21 protein-coding genes and 1 tRNA gene are annotated in these 24,381 nt (G+C 46.2%); 11 read left to right on the top strand and 11 right to left on the bottom strand.

Annotation, left to right across the window (positions count from 1 at the left end):
• Positions 1-59: 59 nt before the first annotated feature.
• The 4 genes from ACN0W5_RS01850 to ACN0W5_RS01835 are packed head-to-tail and all read left to right on the top strand — an operon-like array spanning position 60 to position 7,573.
• Positions 60-1,814 (top strand): N-6 DNA methylase, encoded by a 1,755-nt coding sequence (locus ACN0W5_RS01850; RefSeq protein WP_417452559.1) that lies wholly within the window; start codon positions 60-62, stop codon positions 1,812-1,814.
• On the top strand, positions 1,804-3,243 hold the full coding sequence (locus ACN0W5_RS01845; protein WP_417452558.1) for a restriction endonuclease subunit S: 1,440 nt from the start codon (positions 1,804-1,806) through the stop codon (positions 3,241-3,243). Before ACN0W5_RS01850 ends, ACN0W5_RS01845 begins: the two co-directional genes overlap by 11 nt.
• Positions 3,243-4,475, top strand: coding sequence for an FRG domain-containing protein (locus ACN0W5_RS01840; protein ID WP_417452557.1), 1,233 nt, complete (start codon positions 3,243-3,245; stop codon positions 4,473-4,475). The genes ACN0W5_RS01845 and ACN0W5_RS01840 overlap by 1 nt, the downstream gene beginning before the upstream one ends.
• Positions 4,472-7,573, top strand: coding sequence for a type I restriction endonuclease subunit R (locus ACN0W5_RS01835; RefSeq protein WP_417452556.1), 3,102 nt, complete (start codon positions 4,472-4,474; stop codon positions 7,571-7,573). The genes ACN0W5_RS01840 and ACN0W5_RS01835 overlap by 4 nt, the downstream gene beginning before the upstream one ends.
• Positions 7,574-7,766: 193 nt before the next feature.
• On the opposite strand, the gene ACN0W5_RS01830 is transcribed toward ACN0W5_RS01835, so the two are convergent.
• Both ACN0W5_RS01830 and pip read right to left on the bottom strand, forming a co-directional pair.
• Positions 7,767-7,843 (bottom strand) — tRNA-Arg (locus ACN0W5_RS01830).
• Positions 7,844-7,930: 87 nt separating this feature from the next.
• Entirely contained in the window at positions 7,931-8,887 is a 957-nt protein-coding gene (pip, locus tag ACN0W5_RS01825; protein WP_417452555.1) for a prolyl aminopeptidase, read from the bottom strand.
• A gap of 61 nt (positions 8,888-8,948) precedes the next feature.
• On the opposite strand from pip, the gene ACN0W5_RS01820 reads away from it, so the two are divergent.
• The 4 genes from ACN0W5_RS01820 (at position 8,949) to ACN0W5_RS01805 (ending at position 13,720) form a co-directional block, all read left to right on the top strand.
• On the top strand, positions 8,949-9,773 hold the full coding sequence (locus ACN0W5_RS01820) for a thermonuclease family protein (RefSeq protein WP_417452554.1): 825 nt from the start codon (positions 8,949-8,951) through the stop codon (positions 9,771-9,773).
• 35 nt (positions 9,774-9,808) lie between these two features.
• Complete coding sequence (locus ACN0W5_RS01815; protein ID WP_417452553.1) at positions 9,809-10,270, top strand: rhodanese-like domain-containing protein; 462 nt, start codon at positions 9,809-9,811, stop codon at positions 10,268-10,270.
• Between the two features lie 61 nt (positions 10,271-10,331).
• On the top strand, positions 10,332-11,819 hold the full coding sequence (locus ACN0W5_RS01810; RefSeq protein WP_417452552.1) for a M48 family metalloprotease: 1,488 nt from the start codon (positions 10,332-10,334) through the stop codon (positions 11,817-11,819).
• A gap of 14 nt (positions 11,820-11,833) precedes the next feature.
• Positions 11,834-13,720, top strand: coding sequence for an adenylate/guanylate cyclase domain-containing protein (locus ACN0W5_RS01805; protein ID WP_417452551.1), 1,887 nt, complete (start codon positions 11,834-11,836; stop codon positions 13,718-13,720).
• Here ACN0W5_RS01805 and ACN0W5_RS01800 read toward each other — a convergent pair.
• The 5 genes from ACN0W5_RS01800 to ACN0W5_RS01780 form a co-directional block, all read right to left on the bottom strand.
• Complete coding sequence (locus tag ACN0W5_RS01800) at positions 13,717-14,406, bottom strand: helix-turn-helix transcriptional regulator (RefSeq protein WP_417452550.1); 690 nt, start codon at positions 14,404-14,406, stop codon at positions 13,717-13,719. The genes ACN0W5_RS01805 and ACN0W5_RS01800 overlap by 4 nt on opposite strands.
• Positions 14,406-15,206, bottom strand: coding sequence for a hypothetical protein (locus ACN0W5_RS01795; RefSeq protein WP_417452549.1), 801 nt, complete (start codon positions 15,204-15,206; stop codon positions 14,406-14,408). The genes ACN0W5_RS01800 and ACN0W5_RS01795 overlap by 1 nt, the downstream gene beginning before the upstream one ends.
• A 163-nt stretch (positions 15,207-15,369) precedes the next feature.
• Complete coding sequence (locus ACN0W5_RS01790) at positions 15,370-15,867, bottom strand: CarD family transcriptional regulator (RefSeq protein WP_299377734.1); 498 nt, start codon at positions 15,865-15,867, stop codon at positions 15,370-15,372.
• 515 nt (positions 15,868-16,382) lie between these two features.
• Complete coding sequence (gene fdxA / locus ACN0W5_RS01785; RefSeq protein WP_299377732.1) at positions 16,383-16,721, bottom strand: ferredoxin FdxA; 339 nt, start codon at positions 16,719-16,721, stop codon at positions 16,383-16,385.
• Between the two features lie 90 nt (positions 16,722-16,811).
• Positions 16,812-17,276, bottom strand: coding sequence for a TerB family tellurite resistance protein (locus ACN0W5_RS01780; protein WP_417452548.1), 465 nt, complete (start codon positions 17,274-17,276; stop codon positions 16,812-16,814).
• 166 nt (positions 17,277-17,442) lie between these two features.
• Between ACN0W5_RS01780 and ACN0W5_RS01775 the strand changes: the two genes are divergently transcribed.
• Complete coding sequence (locus tag ACN0W5_RS01775) at positions 17,443-18,123, top strand: DUF938 domain-containing protein (RefSeq protein ID WP_417452547.1); 681 nt, start codon at positions 17,443-17,445, stop codon at positions 18,121-18,123.
• A gap of 24 nt (positions 18,124-18,147) precedes the next feature.
• Here the strand turns inward: ACN0W5_RS01775 and ACN0W5_RS01770 are convergent, their stop codons facing one another.
• Complete coding sequence (locus tag ACN0W5_RS01770) at positions 18,148-19,065, bottom strand: LysR substrate-binding domain-containing protein (RefSeq protein ID WP_417452546.1); 918 nt, start codon at positions 19,063-19,065, stop codon at positions 18,148-18,150.
• Between the two features lie 140 nt (positions 19,066-19,205).
• Here ACN0W5_RS01770 and ACN0W5_RS01765 point away from each other — a divergent pair, with 140 nt between their 5' ends.
• Entirely contained in the window at positions 19,206-20,048 is an 843-nt protein-coding gene (locus tag ACN0W5_RS01765; protein ID WP_417452545.1) for an EamA family transporter, read from the top strand.
• Positions 20,049-20,142: 94 nt separating this feature from the next.
• Here the strand turns inward: ACN0W5_RS01765 and ACN0W5_RS01760 are convergent, their stop codons facing one another.
• From ACN0W5_RS01760 to ACN0W5_RS01750, 3 genes are all read right to left on the bottom strand, one after another.
• Complete coding sequence (locus ACN0W5_RS01760; protein WP_417452544.1) at positions 20,143-20,505, bottom strand: GFA family protein; 363 nt, start codon at positions 20,503-20,505, stop codon at positions 20,143-20,145.
• Positions 20,506-20,605: 100 nt separating this feature from the next.
• On the bottom strand, positions 20,606-21,001 hold the full coding sequence (locus ACN0W5_RS01755) for an RNA-binding S4 domain-containing protein (protein WP_417452543.1): 396 nt from the start codon (positions 20,999-21,001) through the stop codon (positions 20,606-20,608).
• A 10-nt stretch (positions 21,002-21,011) separates the two neighbouring features.
• Positions 21,012-23,774 (bottom strand): helicase-related protein, encoded by a 2,763-nt coding sequence (locus ACN0W5_RS01750; protein WP_417452542.1) that lies wholly within the window; start codon positions 23,772-23,774, stop codon positions 21,012-21,014.
• Positions 23,775-24,017: 243 nt separating this feature from the next.
• Between ACN0W5_RS01750 and ACN0W5_RS01745 the strand changes: the two genes are divergently transcribed.
• Positions 24,018-24,377, top strand: coding sequence for a copper resistance CopC family protein (locus ACN0W5_RS01745; RefSeq protein ID WP_417452541.1), 360 nt, complete (start codon positions 24,018-24,020; stop codon positions 24,375-24,377).
• Positions 24,378-24,381 lie beyond the last annotated feature (4 nt).

Below are 24,381 nucleotides of genomic sequence, written 5' to 3'. Positions count from 1 at the left end.
TAATTTACGCAAAAGCTATCCAGAACACATCCAGTCAAATTCGTTGGAGATCCAATAAGATGAAAAAACTCGAACAACAGTTCCTCAATGAACTTGATGACAAGCTTTGGAAGGCTGCTGATAAATTGCGCAGCAATCTTGATGCTGCCAATTACAAGCATGTGGTCCTTGGACTGATCTTTCTAAAATATGTTTCTGATGCCTTTGAAGAACGCCAGTCTGAATTGCGAGATCTTTTTATATCCGAAGCTGACGACAACATCTATTTCATGCCGCGCGGTGATTATGACAGCGATGAAGAATATGAAGAGGCCATCGCAGCAGAGCTAGAGTTATTGGAATATTACCAAGAAAAAAATGTCTTCTGGGTTCCCAAGGAAGCTCGGTGGAGCACTTTAAAAGATAAAGCCGCCCTGCCTATCGGCAGTGTCATCTGGCAAGACGCACAAGGTCAGGACGTAAAACTTCGCTCGATCTCCTGGCTTGTCGACAACGCCCTTGATGCCATCGAAAAATCCAACGTCAAACTAAAAGGCATCTTAAACCGGATCGCCCAGTATCAGTTGGATAACGATAAACTAATTGGCCTCATCAATAGCTTCTCAGATACCAGTTTCAGCAACCCTGAATTCAAGGGTGACAAATTGGAACTGCACAGCAAAGATATTCTCGGCCATGTGTACGAATACTTCCTGGGTCAGTTTGCCTTGGCTGAAGGCAAACAGGGTGGCCAGTATTACACCCCGAAAAGCATCGTCACCTTAATTGTTGAAATGTTGGAGCCCTACAAAGGCCGTGTTTATGACCCGGCCATGGGCTCAGGCGGTTTCTTTGTTTCCAGCGAAAAATTCATTGAGGAACACGCCAAGGAAAAACACTACAACGCGGCAGAACAGAAAAAGCATATCTCCGTCTATGGCCAGGAAAGTAACCCCACCACATGGAAACTGGCCGCCATGAACATGGCTATTCGCGGTATTGATTTTAACTTCGGCAAGAAAAATGCCGATAGTTTTCTGGACGACCAGCATCCGGACCTTCGCGCCGACTTCGTCATGGCCAACCCACCATTCAATATCAAGGATTGGTGGCATGCCTCCTTGGAAGATGACGTGCGCTGGAAATACGGCACCCCGCCCGAAGGCAACGCCAACTTTGGTTGGATGCAGCACATGTTGCACCACCTTTCACCCACAGGCTCCATGGCCTTGTTGCTTGCCAACGGCTCCATGAGCTCCAACACCAACAACGAAAGTGAAATCCGCAAGGCATTAGTAAAGGCTGATCTGGTGGAATGTATGATCGCCCTACCGGGTCAATTGTTTACCAATACGCAAATCCCCGCCTGCATCTGGTTTTTGACCAAAACCAAAAAAGAAGCAGGTGGAAAACGTAATCGACAGGGCCAAACCTTGTTCATCGACGCGCGCGGTCTTGGTTATATGAAAGACCGGGTGTTGCGGGACTTCACCTTGGAAGACACAAAGAAAATTGTGGAAACCTTCCACAATTGGCAGAAAGGCGAGAACTACGAGGACGAGCCCGGCTTTTGCGCCAGTGTCTATAGAGATAAAGCCGTACAGATTGACGCAGGTATCGCGGAGGATGACGTCACCACAACAACCATTGAAAAACATGATTTTGTGATGACACCAGGGCGCTATGTGGGGGCAGCAGAAGGGGACGAAGACACGGAACCTTTTGATGAGAAAATGAAAAGGCTGACGGCTCAATTAAATGATCAGTTCGGCGAGAGCACCCGCTTGGAAAGCGAAATTAAAAGCAATTTGGCGGGGTTGGGCTATGAGTTTTGATCTAACAACCTTAGGTGCTTTCGCGAAGGTTCAAGGAGGTTATGCCTATAAGAGTCAGGATTTTTCCAAAGCAGGTAATTGTCCTGTACTTAAAATAAAAAACATTAGGTTCGGTTATGTTGATTATTCAGAAACAGCATATATCAATGATGAGTTGGCTGACGAAACTACTGACTGGAGAACAACAGAAGGCGACATTCTAATCTCAATGACTGGCTCAGGCCCTAACGCCCCCAAATCATTGGTCGGCCGAACCGCCAGAGTTTGGAAAAACGACCCTACTTCATGGATCAATCAACGCGTTGGAAAAATTGTTATTAAAGATGAGAAATCAATTCACCTAGACTACATCTTTTACCTATTAACAACACCCCAAAGCCAAGAATTTTTAGTTTCAAATTCCTCGGGAAGCGCTAATCAAGCGAATATTAGTGGCAAAACAATCGAAGCTCTACCTTGTCCAAATGTAAGCTTCAAAGAAAGTGAGCGTATCGCAAAGATTTTACGCGACATTGATGAGAAAATAATTTCAAACCGCCAAATCAATCAAACGCTGGAGGAGATGGCGCAAGCGATCTTCAAGAGCTGGTTTGTGGACTTCGACCCGACACGGGCCAAGGTTGCCGCACTGGGATCAGGCGGCAGTGCTGAAGATGCCGAACGCGCGGCCATGCGAGCGATTTCTGGTAAGTCAGACGAAGAATTATCTGAATTTAAAGCCGCATCCCCAGACGCATTCAACACTATAAAATCCACCGCCGCCCTCTTCCCCGCCACCCTGCAAGACAGTGAACTAGGGGAGATACCTGTGGGATGGCTGCCATCCGATCTTAAATCGTACACGACAGAATTACGTCGTGGTATATCCCCAAAATACACTAGAGAGAATGGTGTAAGAGTTATTAACCAAAAGTGTATCAGAAACCACACTATTGACTTCACTTTAACAAGACGAAACGACCCCTCGAAAAGAAAAATTGAAGGTAGAGAAATTGAGGTTGGTGACGTATTGGTAAATTCCACAGGAGTAGGCACTTTAGGTAGATTGTCTCCAGTTAGAAACCTAGATGAAATAACTGTTGTTGACAGCCATGTTACAGTCGTACGTGCTGACTCCTTGAAAATTTCTAAATCTTTTCTTGCTGGCCTAATGATTGAAAATGAACCATACATTGAGGCTAGCGGTGCGGGAAGTACTGGACAAACTGAACTTAGGAAACAAATATTAGAAGATATACATTTTGTGTGTCCCACTCATGACATCGACAGAAAATTTGATGCTCAAGTTGAAAAAATAAATTCTCTAATTGCGATACTTGAAGCCCAAAGTTTATCTTTAGCTGAAACGCGCGATACCCTTCTCCCCAAACTTCTCTCCGGTGAAATGGATCTATCAAATATTGCCGCTACCGATGAAGAGGTCGCGTGATGGCAGACAGCTCATATTGGCAGAAAATCCCTGAATGGAATAATGATAACCCTTCCCATTCTTTCGAGATTATGGCGGATGAATTTAGCGGACGTATACCTGTTACGCGGCTTGAACATTGGCGCGCTTTTACGAGCTTACTTGAAAGCACTTTCTTCAACAGAAATGCCACACAGTTCGTTTACAGAGGCCACCGGCGGTATGACTGGAGCATCATGCCCACCCTCGGCCGGTTGACGGCATCAGGCATTGTGACAGAAGACCTGGCCAATGAACAACTTGGCCTTTTTCGCAAGGCGATACGTGGACGTATCAACGACCATTCCCTATTGGAAGACGGCCTGGAAGATGACGAGCTATGGTCAATCGGGCAACATCATGGATTAATGACTCCGCTTTTGGACTGGACCTATTCCCCTTATGTCGCCTTGTTTTTTGCTTTTGCAAAGGAAGACCAACCCGATGAAAAAGACAATCCTTACAGGGCAATCTATGTCCTTAATAAAAGCTTCATTGCAGATGATGAGGCCTGTCCAGATATTCGCGTTTTTGAACCAAAGAAAGATGACCATGGGCGACTGGTCAGTCAGGCGGGGCTTTTCACATTTTCCCCCTATGATGCGACAATTGAAAACAAGCTCGCAGAAATCCTTGGCGACGAAGATTTTGATGATGACGAATTGCGAACGGCTACTGAGGACGAACAGGCTGCCATACTGGCAAAATATATTTGTAAAATTTATGTCCGGAATGAAGAACAGCACAATTGCTTAAAGCATTTGCGAAAAATGAACGTCCATCACGCCAGCTTGTTTCCTGATCTGATCGGCGCTTCGGACTATTGTAATATTTTTGTATCCGAGCAGGAAAGAGATCGACAGACAGATAAACCTGTCGAGGACATTGAGACTGCTAAAGGTGTAGTCCCCACCCCGCATGTTAAACATGCCTTGCCAAAACCTGAAGACATAGTGTCGCTGTCTGAATTGCTGAAAGTACCGCCTGAAAGCGCTAACGTTGAACCAGGACGTATTGAGCTCATCGCAGGCGAGCTATCCAAGGTGCTGGCTCAGGGGAAACTGGTCGATTGGGAAGAGCGAGAAACCTTACAGGCCGAAATGAAAACCAAGACCCGTGTTTTGCTTCGCAAATATGGCTATCCCGTCGAAGCAAGGGACTACGTGATCGATAATATATTGTCGATTAATGTAGATAAGGGAGAGGCAACATGAACGAAGAACAATTAGAAAACTTGTGCCTCGACTGGTTACGCGAAAGTGGCTGGGATGTCTTGTACGGACCAGACATCGCACCAGATGGACCAAACCCAGAGCGCATAGATTACGCACAAGTGATGCTGACATCACACATTGAATCGACTTTTCACGTCATCAACCCCCATCTGCCTTTAGAATGTCTGGAACAAGTTCTTGTCAAAATAAGCAAGCCGGGAAGCCTGGACCTACTGACTAATAACAGAGGCTTTCACCATCTGTTACTTGAAGGTATTGCGGTTGAGTACAAAAAGGGCGACGAGGTCGTCAATGATCACGCCTTCCTGGTGGATTTTGGCAAAGTGAGCAACAACCGTTTTGTCGCCGTTAATCAATTTACTGTTCAAGGCAACAAGCAACCGCGACGTCCAGACGTTATTTGTTTTATCAACGGTCTTCCCTTTGCGGTGCTGGAACTCAAAAGCCCCAAAGATGAAAACGCCAATATTTGGGACGCGTTTAACCAGCTAGAAACCTACAAGCAGGAAATCAGTGACCTTTTCACCTTCAATGAAGCCTTGGTGATCAGTGATGGTTATACCGCGCGTATTGGTTCCTTAACCGCCAACCAAGAACGCTTCATGCCTTGGCGGACAATTAAAAGCGAAGATGACAAGCCTCTGCTTGAATGGCAGCTAGAAACCCTTGTTCGTGGTTTCTTTAATCCCGAACTTTTCCTCGACTATATCCGCTTCTTTGTTTTGTTTGAATCCGATGGCGAAAAAATTATAAAAAAAATCGCAGGCTATCATCAATTCCACGCGGTGCGCGAAGCGGTTCAAGCAACGATTGCTGCGGCACAAGATGGTGGCGACAAAAAAGCTGGTGTTGTCTGGCACACCCAAGGATCTGGCAAAAGTATTTCTATGTGCTGTTACGCAGGAAAGCTGTTGCAACAACCTGCCATGAACAATCCAACCCTGCTTGTTGTAACGGATCGCAACGATCTGGACGGTCAGTTGTTTGCGACCTTTTCTGCAGCAGAAAGCTTATTGAAGCAAACGCCGGTTCAAGCCAATGACCGTGATGCCTTAAGGCAATTACTGTCAGAGCGCGAGTCCGGGGGCATCATCTTTACGACGGTTCAGAAATTTGCGTTGCTGGATGGGGAAGCCGAACACCCAATCTTGAACAATCGACATAATATCGTCGTCATTTCTGATGAGGCACACCGAAGCCAATATGGCCTGAAAGCTGTTCTGACCAAGGATGGTGAATATAAATTTGGCTATGCCAAACATATGCGCGATGCCCTGAAAAATGCATCCTTCATTGGGTTTACCGGCACCCCTATTTCCATGGAAGATAAAGACACACGCGCGGTCTTTGGGGCCTATGTATCCGTTTACGATATTCAGGATGCTGTCGACGATGGTGCGACAGTGCCAATTTATTATGAATCCCGCCTCGCAAAGCTCGACCTGAACCACGAGGAAATGAACAAGCTTTCCGATCAGGTAGAAGAGGTTATTGAGGATGAAGAAGACCTGGGCTTGCGTGAAAAGAAAAAAGGTGAATGGAGCCGCCTTGAGAAACTGGTAGGTGCTGAACCCAGATTAAGCCAAGTGGCCGCCGATCTGGTTGAGCATTTTGAAGCCCGAACAGCCGTAATGGACGGCAAAGCCATGATCGTTGGCATGAGCCGCGATATTTGCGCCCACCTTTACAATGAAATTGTCGCCATTCGCCCTGATTGGCACGACGACGACCCAGAAAAAGGCGCGATTAAGATCGTGATGACAGGATCGGCTTCCGACAAGCCTTTATTGCAGCCGCACATCTATAACAAGCAGACTAAAAAACGACTAGAAAAACGGTTCAAGGATGAAACCGACCCACTCAAGCTGGTAATTGTGCGTGATATGTGGCTGACCGGATTTGATGCTCCTTGCTGCCATACGATGTATATCGACAAGCCCATGAAGGGCCACAATCTCATGCAGGCCATCGCACGGGTGAACCGGGTCTTTAAAAACAAACCAGGTGGTTTGGTGGTCGATTACATAGGTATCGCCAACGAATTAAGACAGGCTTTGAAAACATACACCGAAGCAAAAGGTCGTGGTGAGCCGACATTACGGGCCGAAGAAGCTTATGCAATTTTGATGGAAAAGGTCGATACTGTACGGGGCATGTTTGCCAAAAACGGCAAAACAACTGGCTTTGATTATCAAGTATTTGAAACCGATGCGCACAAGCTGTTGGTTCCCGCAGCAAACTATATTCTCAGCTTAGAAGATGGCAAAAAACGATTTTTAGACGTCGTTCTTGCTATCACAAAAGCCTATTCCCTTTGCAGCACCCTTGATGAAGCAAAAGAACTGCGAAAAGAAATAGCCTTTTTCAGTGCAATTAAAGCAGCCATCAGCAAATTTACCACGGTCGATAGAAAACTGGCGCAGGAAGATACCAATTCAGCCCTGAAACAAATTATCGACAATGCCGTTGTCGCTGAGGGTGTGGCAGATGTTTTTTCTCTTTGCGGATTGGACAAACCAAATATTGGGTTGTTGTCAGATGAGTTTTTGGAAGATGTGCGCCAAATGCCTTACAAAAACCTTGCCGTTGAACTTTTGGAAAAACTTCTGAAAGACGATATTAGGGCCAAGACCAGAAATAACGTGGTTCAGGAAAAGAAGTTCTCCGACCGCTTGCTAGAGTCACTTCGAAAATATAACAACCGCGCCATCGAGACTGCTCAGGTTATCGAAGAGCTCATCCAGATGGCAAAGGACTTTCAGGATGAAATCGCTCGCGAATCAGAACTTGGTTTAAACTCTGATGAAATCGCCTTTTATGATGCCTTGGCGAATAATGAAAGCGCGGTCAGAGAGCTGGGCGATGAAACTCTGAAGAAAATTGCCGTCGAAATTACCGACAAACTGAGAAAATCAACAACCGTCGACTGGCAAATCCGTGACAGCGTAAGGGCAAAGCTAAAGATTTTGGTTCGCCGCACATTACAACGATACAAATATCCTCCCGACAAAGCATTGGAGGCAGTTGAGCTGATTTTGAAACAAGCTGAAGCTTTATCAAATTCTTGGACAATCTAGAGGGAATTTTTGTGGATATGGTCAAGTTCATTCCAAAAACCTGACATCTTTAGGGCTAAGGGAAAATCAAACGTTTTTGACGTAATGACAGCTTATGAGTTCCCCGATCAAACGAAATCAATAACTTAGCAGCAATTTCGACGACAGCTTCTTTGACGCCCTACAGCTTCTTTGACACCCGATTCTTTATATATGGTGATCCCGACGCGATTCGAACGCGTGACCCTCAGATTAGGAATCTGATGCTCTATCCTGCTGAGCTACGGGACCACTGGCTATCTATATAGTTGAGAGTTTCTTTTCTGCCAAGAGGGTGCCTTGTAAGCTTTAAAAACTTTTTGTACCCAACGCCTGTGATCAAACAAGGCCGCGGAATTTATCCATAGCTTCAACCAGTGCCTTGGTGATCCCTGGCTCAAAGGCAGAATGCCCGGCGTCATCAACAAATTTGAACTCGGCTTCGGGCCAGGCTTTGTGCAGATCATAAGCCGTTGATGCCGGACAGACGATGTCATAACGACCGTGCACAATAACCGCAGGAATATTTCTGATACGATCAATCCCGCCCAGCAACCCGCCTTTGGGTAAAAAACATCCATTCACAAAATAATGTGCGATCAATCTGCCAACGGGGAGTGCCCGGGCATCGTCCAGAGATGCTTTGACAATCTCTGGGTTAGGCAAAAGCGTCACGCAACTGGCTTCATAACTGCTCCAAGACTTGGCCGCAGGCAAATGGATTGATGGATCTGGATCTGTCAGACGTTTGTAATAGGCCCCCAGAACATCCTCGCGCTCTTCTTCACTTAAAAGAGAAATAAAGTTCTCATAGGCTTCGGGGAAAATCGACCCGACACCCCTTTCACTTAAATACCATTCAAGTTCTTTGGGACGGGACAGGAAAATGCCGCGCACAACCAAGGCGTCCGTACGATCGGGATGGGACTGAGCATAGGCCAATGACAGTGTCGATCCCCACGATCCCCCAAATACAATCCAACTTTCGATCGCCAACTGTTGGCGCAAAAGCTCCATATCTGCAATAAGATGAGGCGTATCATTATTTTCAAGTGATCCCAACGGCAGAGATTTCCCACAGCCGCGTTGGTCAAACAGCACAATGCGATAATGTGCAGGATCAAAGAAGCGACGGTGCGCTGCACCGGTACCGGCCCCCGGACCGCCATGAACAAATAGCACCGGCTTGCCCTGTGGATTGCCCGAAACCTCCCAGTAAATTTCATGGCCATCCCCAACAGAGAGAAAGCCCATGTCATAAGATTCTATTTCTGGGTACAGTTCTTTTGGGTTCATAATACTGCTCAAAATACTATTAAAGATTGTAATACAATTGCTACCCTACTATGACGAGACTATGCCGAAATTAAAAGCTTTCATCAGTCGATTTTTGTTCTTCTTTCTGTTTCAATACAGCTGGCTTTCGTTCGATGGCATATCCTCTGCACAACAGGCTCCGGCCCATTTAACACTAACCTTGGACAAACTAGTCCAGGTCACAGAAATAACAGCCGATCACCAGCTAATTCTTGCTGATGGTACGACCGTAAAGCTTGCTGGCTTGTTATTACCAACTCAACAAGACTGTGGTCGACTAAAGGTCGTCTGCCCCCTTGTTGAGCGACTGTCACATTATCTGCAAACAATCCTTTTCAACCAGCAGATCTATATCGCCAGCAGCCCACAATACTTCGATAGAGGTGATCGATTATTGGCACAGGTTAAAAACAAAGAAGGCAATTGGGTACAAAAAGAAATACTCGAACAGGGCCTCGGTAGAATAATTACAACAACAGCACGCCCAACCGATTTGGTACAAATGCTTTATGTCGAAAATCAAGCTCGGCAAGCACAACGGGGAATATGGCGTCTGAGAGCTTTTCAGGTTTTGCCAACAAACAACCTCAACGACAAAACAGATCGTTTTCAAATTATCGAAGGTACGATCAAGAAAACAGCAGAAGTCCGCGGCACGATCTATCTAAATTTTGGTAAGGATTGGCGGACAGATTTCACGATAAAATTGGAAAAAAACCATCGGGTGGCTTTTGCCAACAAAGGCAAAGACCTATTGCAAACAGCCGGTCACAAGGTACGAATACGGGGCTGGCTGTTCTGGGAAAACGGCCCTATGATATCTCTCTACACGCCAGAACAGCTAGAGCACTTATCAATAGAATAATTTTTGATCAAATACATCATCGGGATCAGATAAAAATGCCCCACAACACCCCAAATAATAAAACTGAGAATACAACTGCCACAGACAACATTGGCCAAGAAACAACTACGATAGAAGTGAGTCTGCAAAAATTGCTCGACGTGGCAAGTACAGAGATAACAGAATACTCCCCTAAAGAAATAAAAGCGTTGTTGGCACAGGACGATGTTATCCTGGTTGATATCAGGGATATACGAGAGCTCAAGCGCGAAGGTATTATCCCTGGCAGCTATCACTGTCCCCGTGGCATGCTTGAATTCTGGATTGCCCCAGACAGCCCTTATTACAAGCCTGCCCTGTCACCAGATCATCATTTTATTTTGCATTGTGCCTTGGGTTCACGATCGGCCCTTGCAGCCAAAACCCTGCAAGATATGGGGGTTCCCAAAGTAAGTCATATGGCAGGCGGCTTTAAAGCCTGGAAAGAATGCGGTTTAGAAGTCGAAGAAAAGACATAATTCCTTTATAAATTCATCATAAAGGACTCAACGGTATAATTTGAAGAAACAGCGCGAACTCATGACGATGACAACTATTTTCCGTTTAAGAACCCCTCTACTGGCCCTAGCCCTTCTTTCAGCCGGGCCGTTGCTATCTGGTTGCTCAACATCAGAAGCCACAGGACGCACGTTTTTTAATGGAGGTTTATCGCCCGCGCAGGAACAAAAATTGGGGGCAACAGAGCATGTAAAAATCGTCAAAGAATTTGGCGGTACCTACGACGCAGACCCTGCGCTGACAAAGTATATCAGCAGCCTTGGAAACTTCCTTGCCAAAACATCTGAGACGCCGGACCAAAAATTCACCTTTACCCTGTTGGACAGCCCGGTGGTCAACGCTTTTGCCTTACCGGGCGGGTACGTTTATACCACGCGCGGCTTATTGGCTCTGGCAAATGATGAAGCAGAAATCGCCGGTGTGATCGCACACGAAATCGGTCATGTTACCGCAAAGCATTCGGCTGAACGGTATGGCTCTACGATGACAGCAAATATTCTTGCCGCTGGTGTTGGTATTTTAACAGGCAGCGGACAAGCCGCTCAAGCTGTGGGCACAGCCGGAGCTGTCGCGGTTCAAAGCTTCTCTCGGGATCAGGAATTTGAAGCAGATCTTCTAGGGGTCCGTTACCTCTCTCGCGGTGGATTTGACCCCAACGGCATGGGTGATTTCCTTACTCAACTACAATCCAGTAGCCGTCTGGATGCTGAAATCGCAGGAGACCCAGGACGCGCAGATCAGTTCAACATCATGCAAACCCACCCCCGAACAGCGGATCGTATTCAACGCGCCATTCAACAGGCGGGAACAAAAACCGTCAACAACCCCATTGTCGGGCGGGATGTTTATCTCAAAAAAATTGATGGCATGCTCTATGGGGATGATCCTTCACAAGGGTATATTCGTGGGCAAAGGTTCTCACACCCCGAACTCAAACTTACCTTTACCGCGCCTGACGGCTTTCGCCTAATCAACAGCAAAACACAAGTTGCTGCTGTTGGCCCTGAAAATTCATTGGTCATTTTTGATGGTGCAAAAGCGGACGTCAGCGGTAGCCTGAAAAATTATCTAACAAATGTTTGGGCAAAAAATGTTCGACTCCAAGATGTAGAAAAAATTACCATTAACGGCATGGAAGCCGTGACTGGCCGCGCCACACAAGTTAATACGAAAAGCGGAAAAAAAGATTATCGGCTAATCGCAATTCGGTTTTCTGGCAATAAAGTATACCGCTTGACCTTCAGGACGGATCCCAGTCAAACAAATCGCTTTTCAGAAGACTTTAGACGCACCACATATTCATTTAAGAAGCTATCCAGTGCCGAAGTCGCGAAGCTAAAGCCCTACAGACTCAAAATCCACACGGTGCGTTCTGGGGATACACTAACAAGCTTGGCCAGAAAAATGCCCTTTGCTGACTTCAAATTGGAACGGTTACTTGTCCTGAATGGATTAAATAAAAACAGTCGGCTTGTTCGCGGACAAAAAATCAAACTCGTTACAGAGTAATCGGAACCTTAAATTTGGTAGATACGACTAACAAGCCCATTCCAAACGAGATCTCTGTCCCCATAGATTGTGCTGTCAAAAAACACTGGCGTCCATCAATTGCAATGGCCTTGTCATTTGGGTTCGGTGGCATGACTATGATTGCGCTCGCAATTGTCATCTGGCTTTCCTTTGATACCGCCAAGGACAATACATACGCGCTTACCCAGGAGGTAACCGAAGTCAGCTTTGGCTCTATCCGCTCGCATCTGGACAACAATCTCAATGCAGCGGCGAGTCAGGTAACCTATATGGCTGAATTGGTTCATCAGGGATTACTTGATCCAAACGATGAAAAAGCAATCACCCAAACGATCAAAGGGGCACTTGCCGCGACCCCTCAAGTACGCGGCATGTCATTCATGCGAATTGACGGATCAGCCGTACAGGCAGGGTGGTTCGACGACACCTCTTTTTTTAGTCGAAATCAAAAAAGCGATAACGAGTACCGCTTTGCGTCCATATTACAGGATGCAAGCAAAGAAGATGGGGTTTATTGGGGCGGTATCATCTGGATAGAAGAACTAAAAGAACCCCATATTTCTGTCTTTCATCCCGTGTATCAAGGCGATAGGTATATCGGGGCAATGGGGGCAATTATCTCTATCAGTTCGCTTTCGGATTACATCAATAAACTTGATAAAGAGACAGGCAATCACACCTATCTCCTTCTCAATCGAAACAAAGTACTCGCCCACCCATCCCTGATTGATATGAGCCGCTCAGGTCTGTCAGCAGAAAATCCTCTCCCAACCCTTAATCAAGTGATTGATGGCAACTTACGCCGGATTTGGGATGAACCTCTCTATGATTTCACCGACATTCTGGGCAACGGAGATATCAAAGGCCACGCCGTTGATTCTTTTGCCGGGGAACTATCTTTTCTCCACACCAGTTTTTCCGCCTATGGGTTTGATGACCTGACACTGGGCATTTACTTCATGGAAGGAGAATTGGAAGGGTACTATGAACGGCTATACTTCACAGGGGCCGCAGCTTTGGTCATTGCCCTGATTACAGTCATCATTATATTTTTCGCAGGTAAGTTCATTGCCATACCTCTACAGCGTCTGGCCGAGACATCTCAACAAGTGGGGCAACTGGACCTCATCCACACCCAACGCCTGCCCGGAAGTATGTTCAGGGAACTTGATACAGCTGCAACAGCTTATAATTCTATGCTGGGTGGACTAAAATGGTTCGAGAACTATGTTCCCAAAAAACTTGTAAAACAACTTATGGAAACCAATGGCGAGGGTATTATCTCGGAAGAGCGGGAAATCACCGTTATGTTTACCGACATTGTCAGCTTTACACCCTTGAGCGAATCAATGCCGGCCACCGAGCTTGCTGGCCTTCTCAATCATCACTTCGATCTTTTAGGGGCTATAATCGAACAAGAAGGCGGCACCATCGATAAATACATCGGTGATTCTGTAATGGCTTTCTGGGGGGCGCCTACACAAATGGATGATCACGCCAAACATGCTTGTATCGCCGCCTTGCGTATAGAAAAAGCGCTAAGAGAAGATAATAACCGAAGAAAAGAGATGAGGCAGCCCCCTATCTATATTCGAATAGGCATCCATAGTGGCCTTGCCGTTGCCGGTAATATCGGGGCCAAAGGCCGGGTCAACTACACATTGATTGGTGATACTGTAAACACAGCACAGCGCCTTGAAGGCCTCGCGAAAGAAGCCTTACCAAACAGTGCGGAAACAGCAAAAACACTCATTTCAGCCGCGACCCGAGATTACATCAAAAACGATACCAAAATGGAAACCACTCCGAAGGGTTTCTTTGCATTACGTGGCCGAGAAACTGAAACAGAAGCCTATGAGCTAAAAAACCATGATTTTTAAGCGCTTGTTGTTTCTTCCAAGTGTTTGAGAAAATCATCATGTGTCTTCCCTCTTTCACGGGGGAAGCACTCTTCCAGAACAATCATTTGTGTTATACGGTCAAGTCTGAAGACCCGAAAGCCCTGACGTAATTCACACCAAGCCCCCAGCATCCAAATTGCTCGATAAAGCTGCAAACCCAACGGCCAAAGAGTGCGTTGGCTTTTATCACCTTTGCCATCTTTGTAGTTGATCAAAACTTTGTTCTGGTTTCGTATGCCATGCCGCAGATCACCCACATCAATGATGATGGGTTCAGGCAAGGCGTCACCATGCGCAACGAGATTTGGCTTGGCCAATCTCGGACGTAAAAGATCAGGCAACACACTATCAATTTTCTGAAGGACATCTGTCGCAGCAAGCGCTAGTTTTGGATCGGCCCAAGCCTGTACCATGGTCATTCCAAACGAAAGAGCTTCAAGTTCTTCCGCATCGAACATAAGAGGGGGTAGATCATAGCCTTCGTATAGAAGATACCCAACGCCAGCTTCCCCTTCGACAGGAACACCAGAACCAATTAAATCTTTAATGTCTCGATAGACTGTTCGGGTAGAAACTTCTAACTCTTCAGCGAGTTTATCTGCGGTAATCAGTCGGCCACGACGTAGAATTTGAACTAGACGAAATAAGCGGTCAGCCCGTCTCATCAGCTTTCCAGCACCTCGAGAACCTGACCATCCAGACCTATACAAGCCGCAATCAATTTACCGCCAAACCCACAGCCGCCATCAAGTGTGACGGCAAACTCGTCGTATTTCGGTCCGGCTTGCTCTGGATCATAGCCTCTAAACAGGCGTGTAAAGGGGCCAAAATTTCCTTTTACCTGCTGAAAGCCTTTATTTGCCCACCAAAAACTATCTTTTTGAGTTTCCAGCGGACGACTGGGATTAATCCCTGCGTTCACAAAAAGAGTGGTTCCATTATCAGGATAGGCAGCACGTTTTAACTGGCCAAGGACTTGATAGTGACCCGGTTTTTCCTGCATGGCACGACGTACCTTGTTGGTCCACCGTGTTAGTTGCATGGCACCTGCGGCAGCCTCGCGGAAACCTTCTTGTGGGTCAAACCCATAAGCTTGTAGCGAAGCGCCAACCCCTTGATCCAGCATCCATTGTAGAACGCCTCTTGGGTCGGTCGCAAATTGCAGCTGTAGCAATTTTTGCCACATTTCTTCCTGAGAGCCCCTTAGATAAACAATATCGCGGGAAAAGTTCTGATATCTGGCAAGAAAGAAACGACGGAAAGAAATAAGCTCGTCCAGGGTTTCAGCAACATGCACCCCATGCCCCATAAAGTTACCGAGATAGATAACGCGATCACCACGTTTTAACCGGGGTTCAAGGGCGGCGTGGATATTCCGCAAAGGATCGACCTCACCGTGAATGGCGCTAACAGCCCAAATACGGTGCGTGGCAGTCAGGATAGCGAATTTTTGCACATCGCCCATGGGAAAGGACGGTACCCCTGTTACAGCTATAGCGAGAAGGAGTGCTTATAAGAAAAGCGCTGAACTCTCGCTTGATTGCCCGATAAACGGGCGATTAAAACGAAGAAGACATAAACGCGGCTCCGCGTTAACGGAACCGCGTTTTCACATGTTCTCCGTAAAACTAGGCTGCTGCAAGCATTTCTTCTAGTTTTACAGCTGCTGAGTCTTCGTCGATTTCCTCAACAGCAGCAAATTCACGCGCTAATCGTTCCAGAGCAGCCTGATACATCTGGCGCTCACTAAAGGATTGTTCAGGTTGTTCGGGGCCACGATGGAGATCACGGACAACTTCGGCGATAGAAACTGGATCACCAGAGTTGATCTTTGCTTCATATTCCTGAGCACGGCGGCTCCACATTGTCCGTTTTGCACGAGAACGCCCTTTTAAGGTTGTAAGGGCATCTTCCATAAGCTTGCGGCTGGACAATTTACGTAGACCAGAGCTTTCAGCACGCACCAAAGGAACACGCAACGTCATTCTGTCTTGTTCAAAAGTCACAATAAGCAATTCAAGCGTAACGCCAGAAATTTCTTGGGTTTCGATACCCTGTACGCGTCCAACACCATGGGTTGGGTAGACCACGTAATCACCGGCACTATATTCTGCTTGTTTACCCATTAGATCTCATCTCTCCGTTTTGACAGCCTGAATTCATACAGACCCTACATTCATATAGGTATGTTTTCAGATTTAGCTATACCTGACATGCAAAAAAGCATATGGCCATAAAGAGCATCTGAAAGCATACCCAAAACGCATGGACACAATATCCCCACGCAATTTTAAAAAAATTGGCAGGGGCAGAAGTTCGTTATTAAGTGAAACTTACTAAAGGCGAAGGTAATTTTTTATCCGACACCGTAATCAGCTATCCATCCGTTAGGGATATGTTATACAGTAATTACAGTAAAATTTCAATATTCGCTTAGCACATGCCAGCCACGCGATTAAAGCATAGTTCAATGCACCAGAATAAACTGTTGAATTATGAAGCTATTGTGAAGAAGCGCGACCACGTCGCTTTTAATATTGGCTAACCGAATCAAACAAAAAAGATCCGTTAGCTCGTTAAGCACCCCTGTCACAGGTGCTCACGCATTTATTCAACCAATATCTACTCAGCCAGTATCTACTCAGCCAGTATCGCCCGGTTTTTCACTGAAATGCTCTTGTAGCTTATTACCTACACCATTCCATTCATCTGCATCAGCTGGCTTTTCACCCATACGGGTGATGTTTGGCCAGATATCTGCCCACTTCTTATTGAGGTCCATTACAGACTCAGAAGCAGGATCAGTATCAGGCAAAATCGCTTCCGCAGGACATTCTGGCTCGCAAACACCGCAATCAATGCATTCATCCGGATGAATGACGAGCATGTTCTCCCCTTCGTAGAAACAATCTACAGGGCAAACTTCAACGCAGTCCATATATTTGCATTTAATGCAATTTTCCAGGACGACATATGTCATCGTCTAATCTCCACTTGGCTCCTGACCAACTACAGGATTTACCCTGTGTCACCTTTTAGGCATTCCCACTTTGGGTTTATGGAAAAGGGCCTACCCTTTCAAGCCCAAACGAGCAAGAGCTTTTTTACGAGCATCACCGCTATCGCGATCAGAAACATAGAGCAACCCGGCAATTCGTCGCATCAAATTAGCTTCGTAGTGATGTAGCTCGCCATCCGCATAAACAACTTCCCACATCATTTCAATAAACTCTATACGCTCTTCCGGGCTATGGCTGTCATTAATAACCCGAGTAAAAGCAAAGAGCTGACTTGAACTCCCGGCCTTTTCTTCTGCGAGCGATAGTAACTCTTCACCATCTTCAGCACTCAAGCCCAATCGATTCTGCATAAGTTCGATAATCTTTTTCCGTTCTTCAGAACCAAAATCATCGTCCATTCCAGCGGCTTCAACCATTAAGGCAGCTGCGGCGACTTTTTTATCACTGTGATTAACCAAGGCCCCTTGGGGCTTTTGTGAGATTTCACCCAATAACTCTTTTATACGACCGAACAATCAACTTTCCTCAATTACGATTAAACCGAGCAACAAGTCTCTACAAAAAAGGGTCTAAAGATACTAAGGTCTTTAGACATCCAGTCTTTTGAAGACAGAAGCCATTAAGTATATCTATAATCTAGTGTCATCGCAGCCATTAAACAACTTTTCGGAACCCCGAAACATGCCGTCCGAGATAAAAAAAAACCAAACAACAAATACATTTCCGCCTACGCCTGATGCCAGACGTTACGCTCCAGCAACAGAACGCAACAGGCAAGTTATCTATGACGTCTTGAAAAACAACCTTCCTGCAAAAGGAAAATTGCTGGAAGTCGCAAGTGGAACAGGCGAACACGCTGCATGGATCGGGTCACGTTTGCCAGCAATCAAATGGCAAACCAGCGAATATGACACTGATCTTTTTCCCAGTATCAAAGCGCATATAAAAGCATCTAAAGCAAAGAATATCACACCTCCGGTTCACATTGATGTTTTGCAAAATAACTGGGGACTTAGCCCGGAAGAAATGGCCCAGTTTTACGACAAAACTGATATCGTTACCTGTGCTAACATGATTCACATTGCCCCTTGGGAAGTCGCAATCGGGTTGATCAAGGGAGCATCTAATTTTTTGGTCCAAAGTGGCTTGTTGTTTATTTATGGACCCTTCTTTCAAAGCGGCACAGAAACCGCCCCGTCAAACATTGAATTTGATAATTGGCTAAAAGAACGAGATTCATCTTGGGGAATTCGACAACTGGATGATGTAGAGCACCTTGCCAAAGATCATGGCCTGTTCCTTTACAAAGCTCACACCATGCCTGCGAATAATCTTTTTCTACAGTTCAAAAAAACTGGTTAACTTGAGGCATTCACCTCTCCGATATCACTCTGACCCTATATCACTCCAGAGTGGAGAAGACTTAGCTTCATGCTCAATCCACGACAGGAATGCCCTATTTTTCTTTCGCAATGAATCCCGTGATATCACTGAATACACCTGTCCATTTGGTACAAACCCAAACGGCGCGATCAAGCGTTTGGTTCTAATGTCTTCACTGACCAGTGCCCATGGTGCTATAGCAGCCCCCAATCCCCCCATAGCAGCTTCTAACATAAAATAGATATGTTCCAGATCCGTACCTTTATCAGCCTCAGGCACCTCTACACCCGCAACCTTTGACCAGTCGGCCCAAGCCGATTTTCGTGTCAGACTGTGTAACAGCGGAACCCCTTTTTTTGATAACAAACTTCCGGATTTTAAGACATTAAATCGTGCATCCAATTCAGGGGTCATGACTGGACCCACCAGCTCAGCGAACAAAGGCGTCACCTCAACATTTGGGGGCCAATTATCTTCACCAACGACAATTGCTAAATCACACGCGGCGTTCGCAAGATTAGGCATGTTTGTTATAGTGCTTAACCGAACATCAATTTTAGGATAGCGTGCCGAAAATCGGTGTAACCTTGGCAAGAGCCATCGCATCATGAAGGTTCCGATACAGGCGACATCCAGTGCACCCTCTTCACTATCGACTACACTTGCAATACTCGCCTCAAGCTGATCAAAAATCGCCGTCAATTGAGGCTGTAGCTTTACCCCTGCTTCTGTGAGTTGCAACCTGTTGCGCGGCCCTTCAAACAGTCGCACCCCCATAACATCTTCCAGATGCCGGATCTGCTTACTGATGGCTCCATAAGTAACATTTAATTCTTCGGCGGCATCAACCATCCGCCCTTTTCGGGCCGTAACTTCAAAGGCCCGGATTGCATTTAACGGGGGTAACGACGATCTATTCATAATAGTTTTTCTCACATATAACAGAGAAATGATCGATTTATTCTTTGTAAATCAGACGATTTAATCAACACACATTTTTAATAGTGAGAAAAAATCCTTTGCTTAGGGTTAAAAACAACACGTAGAAAGTAACTCCCCAAATGGACACAATCGTCTTTCTTGCCATAATGGCTGGCGCCCTTATGCACGCTGGTTGGAACGCCGTTATCAAGATCGGGCTGGATCGCTTTTCCGCCATCCTTCTCCTCTCTCTTTTTCAAGGCGCTATCTCTTTCGCGCTAATCCCCTTCTTCCCCACTATCGCCAGTGATGCCTGGCCATGGCTACTTGCCTCTATCCTGCTACATGTCGGATACAAATTTTTCTTGATTAAAGCCTATGCCTTGGGGGATTTAAGCCAGATATATCCCCTCGCTCGGGGAACAGCCCCATTAATCGTCTCAGTCGTTAGCGCCCTATACCTGGGCGAAGTTCTGACCCTGACCAGTGCCTTGGGTATTGTCTCAATTGGCTTGGGGATTATGGCGATGGCTTTCAGCAAGGGACCCAACACACCACCGCTTTCAAGAAAAGCGCTGGTTTTTGCTTTCTCCACTGCTTCTTTTACCGCCGCCTATACACTCGTTGATGGAATAGGGGCTCGTATGTCCTTTAATGCCTCAAGCTTTACCCTATGGCTATTCGCCGGAGACAGCTTGATTATGTTGCTGTCTGCTTTGGTCCTTAGGGGCAGAAGCGCTGTAGTAAAAACATTGCCAGCATGGAAAAGTGGCTTTGTGGCCGGAGCTCTTTCTCTGGGGTCATATTGGATTGCCATCTGGGCAATGACCAAAGCGCCGATTGCTTTGGTCTCTGGCCTGCGGGAAAGTAGTGTGCTTTTCGCCATGTTCATCGCCGTATTCCTACTCAAAGAAAAAGCAGGAATGGTCAGATGGCTAGCCGCTTTTTCTATAGGCACAGGAATTCTTCTTACCCGGTTCTAACTCAGCCGCCGTGTAAAAACATCTTCGATACGAAGATCAGCACAACCAAAAGCTAAATGGCAGAAATATCGATCAAAAAGCAATCCACCACCTTCTATGGAAGGTTATCAACTTCAGGTATTACCTCCAAATTGCTATCCCACATAGCACGGCTAGACGTACATATATGGGCATTAGGCCGAATAGATATCTTACTATCCAGACTGCCAGCAGGTACCACGAGCAATTCTCCCCCCATTTGCATATTGGGTACCGCCGAACCACACGCAGAACAAAAACTTCTTGAATGCTGTGTCTCCGGCACTCGATAAACCTTAATTTTCTCTTGTCCTGAACACCAGTTTATTACAGCTGTTGTAGAGAATAAGTTGGCAGCATGGGCCGAACCAGTTCCCTTTTGACAACGTGAACAATGACAAAGGAAAAAGTGGCTAAACTCGCCTGTAATCTCAAACACTACAGTTCCACAAAGGCAAGATCCAGTTATCAACTCAGTCACAAGACCAACACCCCACTGACGTTAAATAAAAAACATACAATAGATCAAAAAGGTTATATCAACCATTTTGGCGAAGTTTATCTATATCCCGACGATCCTTTTTTGTCGGTCGCCCCGTTCCCATATCCCGTATCGCGGTATCCCCAACAGAGTTTGTCTTACGCGATTTCTGACTATCGATAGGGGCGAGGTCTTCATAAAGTTCTCGCGCTTCAGGTGCTGGCCCTCGGCGACTTCCAAGGGCGAGAATTTTGACAACACGAATGTTTGCCCCCTGCGTAAAGGTCAGGACATCATCGGGTTTTACTAGCTGACTGGCTTTACTGATCGCCTTGCCACCAACACGCACCCGCCCGCCATTACAGGCTGTACTGGCGATTGAGCGCGTTTTAAAAAATCGAGCATACCAAAGCCACTTGTCAATGCGAAGACTTGCCTTTTCATCACCAGCCATCGCAAGACCTTTAGCGTTTGAAAGACATGTCCTGAAGAACGGCAAAAGGTGAATCCGCCATTCTGGCCTTTTCAGCTTCAACCTGTTTCTTCCGGGCTTCTTTTTTCTTGGGGTCCTGCTTTTTCGGCCCACGCAGGCCAAAGGCTGTCACACCGCCCTTTAGTCTATTTGGATGGAATCGCAAAGACTTTAGAACAAAAGCAATCTGCTGATCATCAAGGCCAGACACTTTTCTCATGTCATCATTTATAATAAAAGATCCCGGAGGAAGTTTCAGATCATCATCTGCTTTTTTATCCTCTTGCACTTCAACCGCTACGTTATCCACGGCTTTCACCTCGGATTCTGAAGCAGCAACATCCTGATCGTTACCAGATGTAACTATCGCAGTATCATCAACGACAGGTGCCTCGACAGCAGGCGTCTCAATCTCAACGACTTTAGCTTTGGGATCAGTGTCTTTTTTGTTCGATTTCTTTTCACCGTCATCCTTGCTAAGACGAAGTAACTTATACGCTTCATGCGAAACACGTTCCAGAATATCGGCGCGAAGAACGAGTTCACGGCCCTTGCGGTTAGAAAGGTGACGATAACCGACAGACGCACAGAAAATATCTTTCTGTGCTTCGGATGGCGTAAAGTACTTGCTCTCAAAATCAGGGAGTTCCGGCACAGAAACTTCATTCCATGCAGCCCATAACAAAGCACGAATCCGACTTGGTCTTGGACGGTTTAAATTCGGGAGAAAAACGCTTTCTCGGCCAAGGCGTAAACCAAGGTCAGCCAAAGCTTTCCGGTCCGCTTTGCTCAGGCCGTTAATCTGATCTCGCACCAGATAACGCGGCACAAGCCCCAAGCCTTCGATAACCTGGAACGCAATACCACGGGCTGTACCCTCAAGCTTGGCATCAGATAAATAGAACAAAGGTTTGAGCTGCGCTCGCAAATGGCGTTCCAGCCATCCGATAAGACGAATCCTAATCTTTTCGCGCATTGGGCTATCAATAAACTCGGTCGAATAGACATCAACAGCGGGGCTGAGAGAGCTTTCGCCCTTGATCAGCTTACCAACAGCAATACCGCGCCAAGTAAGCTCACCAGCATCATTCAACAAGAAAGATCCGTCATTATCTTCTTCAAGCACAGAAACCCGCGCAGGCATTTCACTTAACAGCGTTTTGCGCGCTGCTGTCAGGCCCGGCTTGATATCAGACCCCTGAAGACTTTCATCCAGAACGAAAGAGAACCCAACGATACGCCCAAGGAGTTCACCTTCGACAATAACGTCACCATTTGCTTTAACTGCCGACACTATACTTTCTCCCGCCTGGAGGCTTCGTACCAATTTTGCTGCTCGTCTATCGACAAACCTTTGTGTTAGACGCTCGTGAAGCGCGTCCGATAATCGATCTTCTATCGCACGACTGACGCCTTGCCAATGCTCATTATCTTTAATCCAATCTGATCGATGACTAATATACGTCCAGGTCCTGATATGAGAAATGCGCGCAACCAAAGTATCAATGTCGCCGTCGATGCGATCAATACGCTTAATTTGAGTTGCAATCCAATCTTCCGGAAGCGCCCCATGGTTGCTTATCAAATAATGATATATCTGAGAAAGCAACCGAATATGTTGGTCCGTCAGAATTTTTCTAAAGTCAGGAACCTGACAAACTTCCCAAAGCAGCTTCACCAGTGCAGTATTTGTTGCACTGTCCTGAACTGTACTTTCTTGAGCCAACGCCATTAATGCCTGATGATCTTCGGCATCTCGCACCCGCGATAATATTTTGTCGTCCGCACGCCGTTCCAAAGACTTTATCAGCTGCTCTGGCGAACGATAGTCTAAATCATTGTTCCGCCAATAGATAACACGTAACGGATCGTAGTCGTGATTTTCAACACGGGCGATCAAATCTTCGTCTAAAGGCCCAACATTATTTGTGGTCCCAAAGGTTCCATCCCGGGTATGACGCCCAGCACGTCCGGCGATCTGTCCAATTTCTGATGCATAGAGATAACGGGAAATACGACCATCAAACTTTTCCATTCGAGAAAAAGCGACATGGTTCACATCCAGATTCAACCCCATACCGATTGCATCAGTTGCAACCAAATAATCGACATCGCCGTTTTCAAACAGTTCTACTTGCGCATTTCTCGTGCGCGGGCTCAAAGCCCCAAGAACCACAGCCGTCCCCCCACGGTGCTGGCGAATGGTTTCAGCCAATTGATAAACATCTGTCGCAGAAAAAGCGACCACTGCTGATCGGGGCGGCAAACGGATAATCTTTTTGTTACCGGAAAAGCTCAGGCTTGAAAAACGGGGCCGTTCAATAAACTCGATATCTCTGACAAGCTTCTTGAGGATCGGCGCAATGGTATTCGAGCCCATAAACATGGTTTCGGCCGTACCACGCGCATTTAGAAGCCTGTCGGTAAAGATATGCCCCCGCTCTTCATCTGCCGCCAACTGTATTTCATCCACAGCAAGAAACTCGACCAGTTTATCCACTGGCATGGATTCAACCGTACAAAAGAAATAGCGGGCGGATTTGGGAAGTATCTTTTCTTCACCCGTAACCAAGGCACATTTGGCAGCACCCTTTATAGCGACGGCTTTGTCATAGTTCTCACGGGCCAATAACCGCAAAGGAAAACCAATCATGCCCGAGCTATAAGCAAGCATCCGTTCCATCGCCAGATAGGTTTTGCCCGTATTTGTAGGACCAAGAACTGCTGTGATTTTAGCCGATGCGAGAAAGCCCATCTATCCCCCCTGCGATTAGGAGGCCGTGATAACAGAACACGTAAAATCCAAATCAAAAAGCTTAAATAATAAGTAGGTTTATACACGGGAAAATCAGGGAAGAAAATGCGATTCCTCACCAGCCAAAAACTTATTGCGACAGTAAGCAATAAGTTTTAGTCCGCAGTGTAATTTGACCTTCCCCCTACTGGAAAGATTATATTATTCAATGATTGGCAAAAATTGCAATCTTTGAGGAAGATTATGAAATCAATATTTTCGACATTACTCACAGCTTTACTTTTAATAACCTCTCTTCCAAATGAAAGTATTGCACATACAAAAGTTACAAGTACGATCCCCGCAAACGAGGCTGTTCTCAAGAAATCACCGGAAGAAATAAAGCTCATTTTCCCGGAACCCCTCAAAATCACGACTTTGAAGTTGTTGGATAATGAAGGAAACGAGCTCACACTAGATCAAGATAAAAGCCTGAATCCCGTTACGGAAAAAATAGCGTTCCCCCCATCTTTAAACGCAGGAACCTATCGTGTTATCTGGCGGGGAATTTCTGCGGATGGGCACCCGATTAAGGGACAGATTACCTTTACTATTTCACCTTAAGTCT

It is taken from the genome of Kiloniella sp. (assembly GCF_048270245.1).
Classification (GTDB): Bacteria; Pseudomonadota; Alphaproteobacteria; order Kiloniellales; family Kiloniellaceae; genus Kiloniella.
The sequence above is the reverse complement of the archived record's forward strand: the minus strand, read 5'-3'. Positions and strand labels throughout refer to the sequence as shown.

What these genes read in the sequence shown, in the direction of transcription:
- ACN0W5_RS01850 (WP_417452559.1), top strand. Translation starts at nt 60, where the DNA reads ATGAAAAAACTCGAACAACAGTTCCTCAATGAACTTGATGACAAGCTT.
- ACN0W5_RS01845 (WP_417452558.1), top strand. Translation starts at nt 1,804, where the DNA reads ATGAGTTTTGATCTAACAACCTTAGGTGCTTTCGCGAAGGTTCAAGGA.
- ACN0W5_RS01840 (WP_417452557.1), top strand. Translation starts at nt 3,243, where the DNA reads ATGGCAGACAGCTCATATTGGCAGAAAATCCCTGAATGGAATAATGAT.
- ACN0W5_RS01835 (WP_417452556.1), top strand. Translation starts at nt 4,472, where the DNA reads ATGAACGAAGAACAATTAGAAAACTTGTGCCTCGACTGGTTACGCGAA.
- pip (WP_417452555.1), bottom strand. Translation starts at nt 8,887, where the DNA reads ATGAACCCAAAAGAACTGTACCCAGAAATAGAATCTTATGACATGGGC.
- ACN0W5_RS01820 (WP_417452554.1), top strand. Translation starts at nt 8,949, where the DNA reads ATGCCGAAATTAAAAGCTTTCATCAGTCGATTTTTGTTCTTCTTTCTG.
- ACN0W5_RS01815 (WP_417452553.1), top strand. Translation starts at nt 9,809, where the DNA reads ATGCCCCACAACACCCCAAATAATAAAACTGAGAATACAACTGCCACA.
- ACN0W5_RS01810 (WP_417452552.1), top strand. Translation starts at nt 10,332, where the DNA reads ATGACGATGACAACTATTTTCCGTTTAAGAACCCCTCTACTGGCCCTA.
- ACN0W5_RS01800 (WP_417452550.1), bottom strand. Translation starts at nt 14,406, where the DNA reads ATGAGACGGGCTGACCGCTTATTTCGTCTAGTTCAAATTCTACGTCGT.
- ACN0W5_RS01795 (WP_417452549.1), bottom strand. Translation starts at nt 15,206, where the DNA reads ATGGGCGATGTGCAAAAATTCGCTATCCTGACTGCCACGCACCGTATT.
- ACN0W5_RS01790 (WP_299377734.1), bottom strand. Translation starts at nt 15,867, where the DNA reads ATGGGTAAACAAGCAGAATATAGTGCCGGTGATTACGTGGTCTACCCA.
- fdxA (WP_299377732.1), bottom strand. Translation starts at nt 16,721, where the DNA reads ATGACATATGTCGTCCTGGAAAATTGCATTAAATGCAAATATATGGAC.
- ACN0W5_RS01775 (WP_417452547.1), top strand. Translation starts at nt 17,443, where the DNA reads ATGCCGTCCGAGATAAAAAAAAACCAAACAACAAATACATTTCCGCCT.
- ACN0W5_RS01770 (WP_417452546.1), bottom strand. Translation starts at nt 19,065, where the DNA reads ATGAATAGATCGTCGTTACCCCCGTTAAATGCAATCCGGGCCTTTGAA.
- ACN0W5_RS01765 (WP_417452545.1), top strand. Translation starts at nt 19,206, where the DNA reads ATGGACACAATCGTCTTTCTTGCCATAATGGCTGGCGCCCTTATGCAC.
- ACN0W5_RS01755 (WP_417452543.1), bottom strand. Translation starts at nt 21,001, where the DNA reads ATGGCTGGTGATGAAAAGGCAAGTCTTCGCATTGACAAGTGGCTTTGG.
- ACN0W5_RS01750 (WP_417452542.1), bottom strand. Translation starts at nt 23,774, where the DNA reads ATGGGCTTTCTCGCATCGGCTAAAATCACAGCAGTTCTTGGTCCTACA.
- ACN0W5_RS01745 (WP_417452541.1), top strand. Translation starts at nt 24,018, where the DNA reads ATGAAATCAATATTTTCGACATTACTCACAGCTTTACTTTTAATAACC.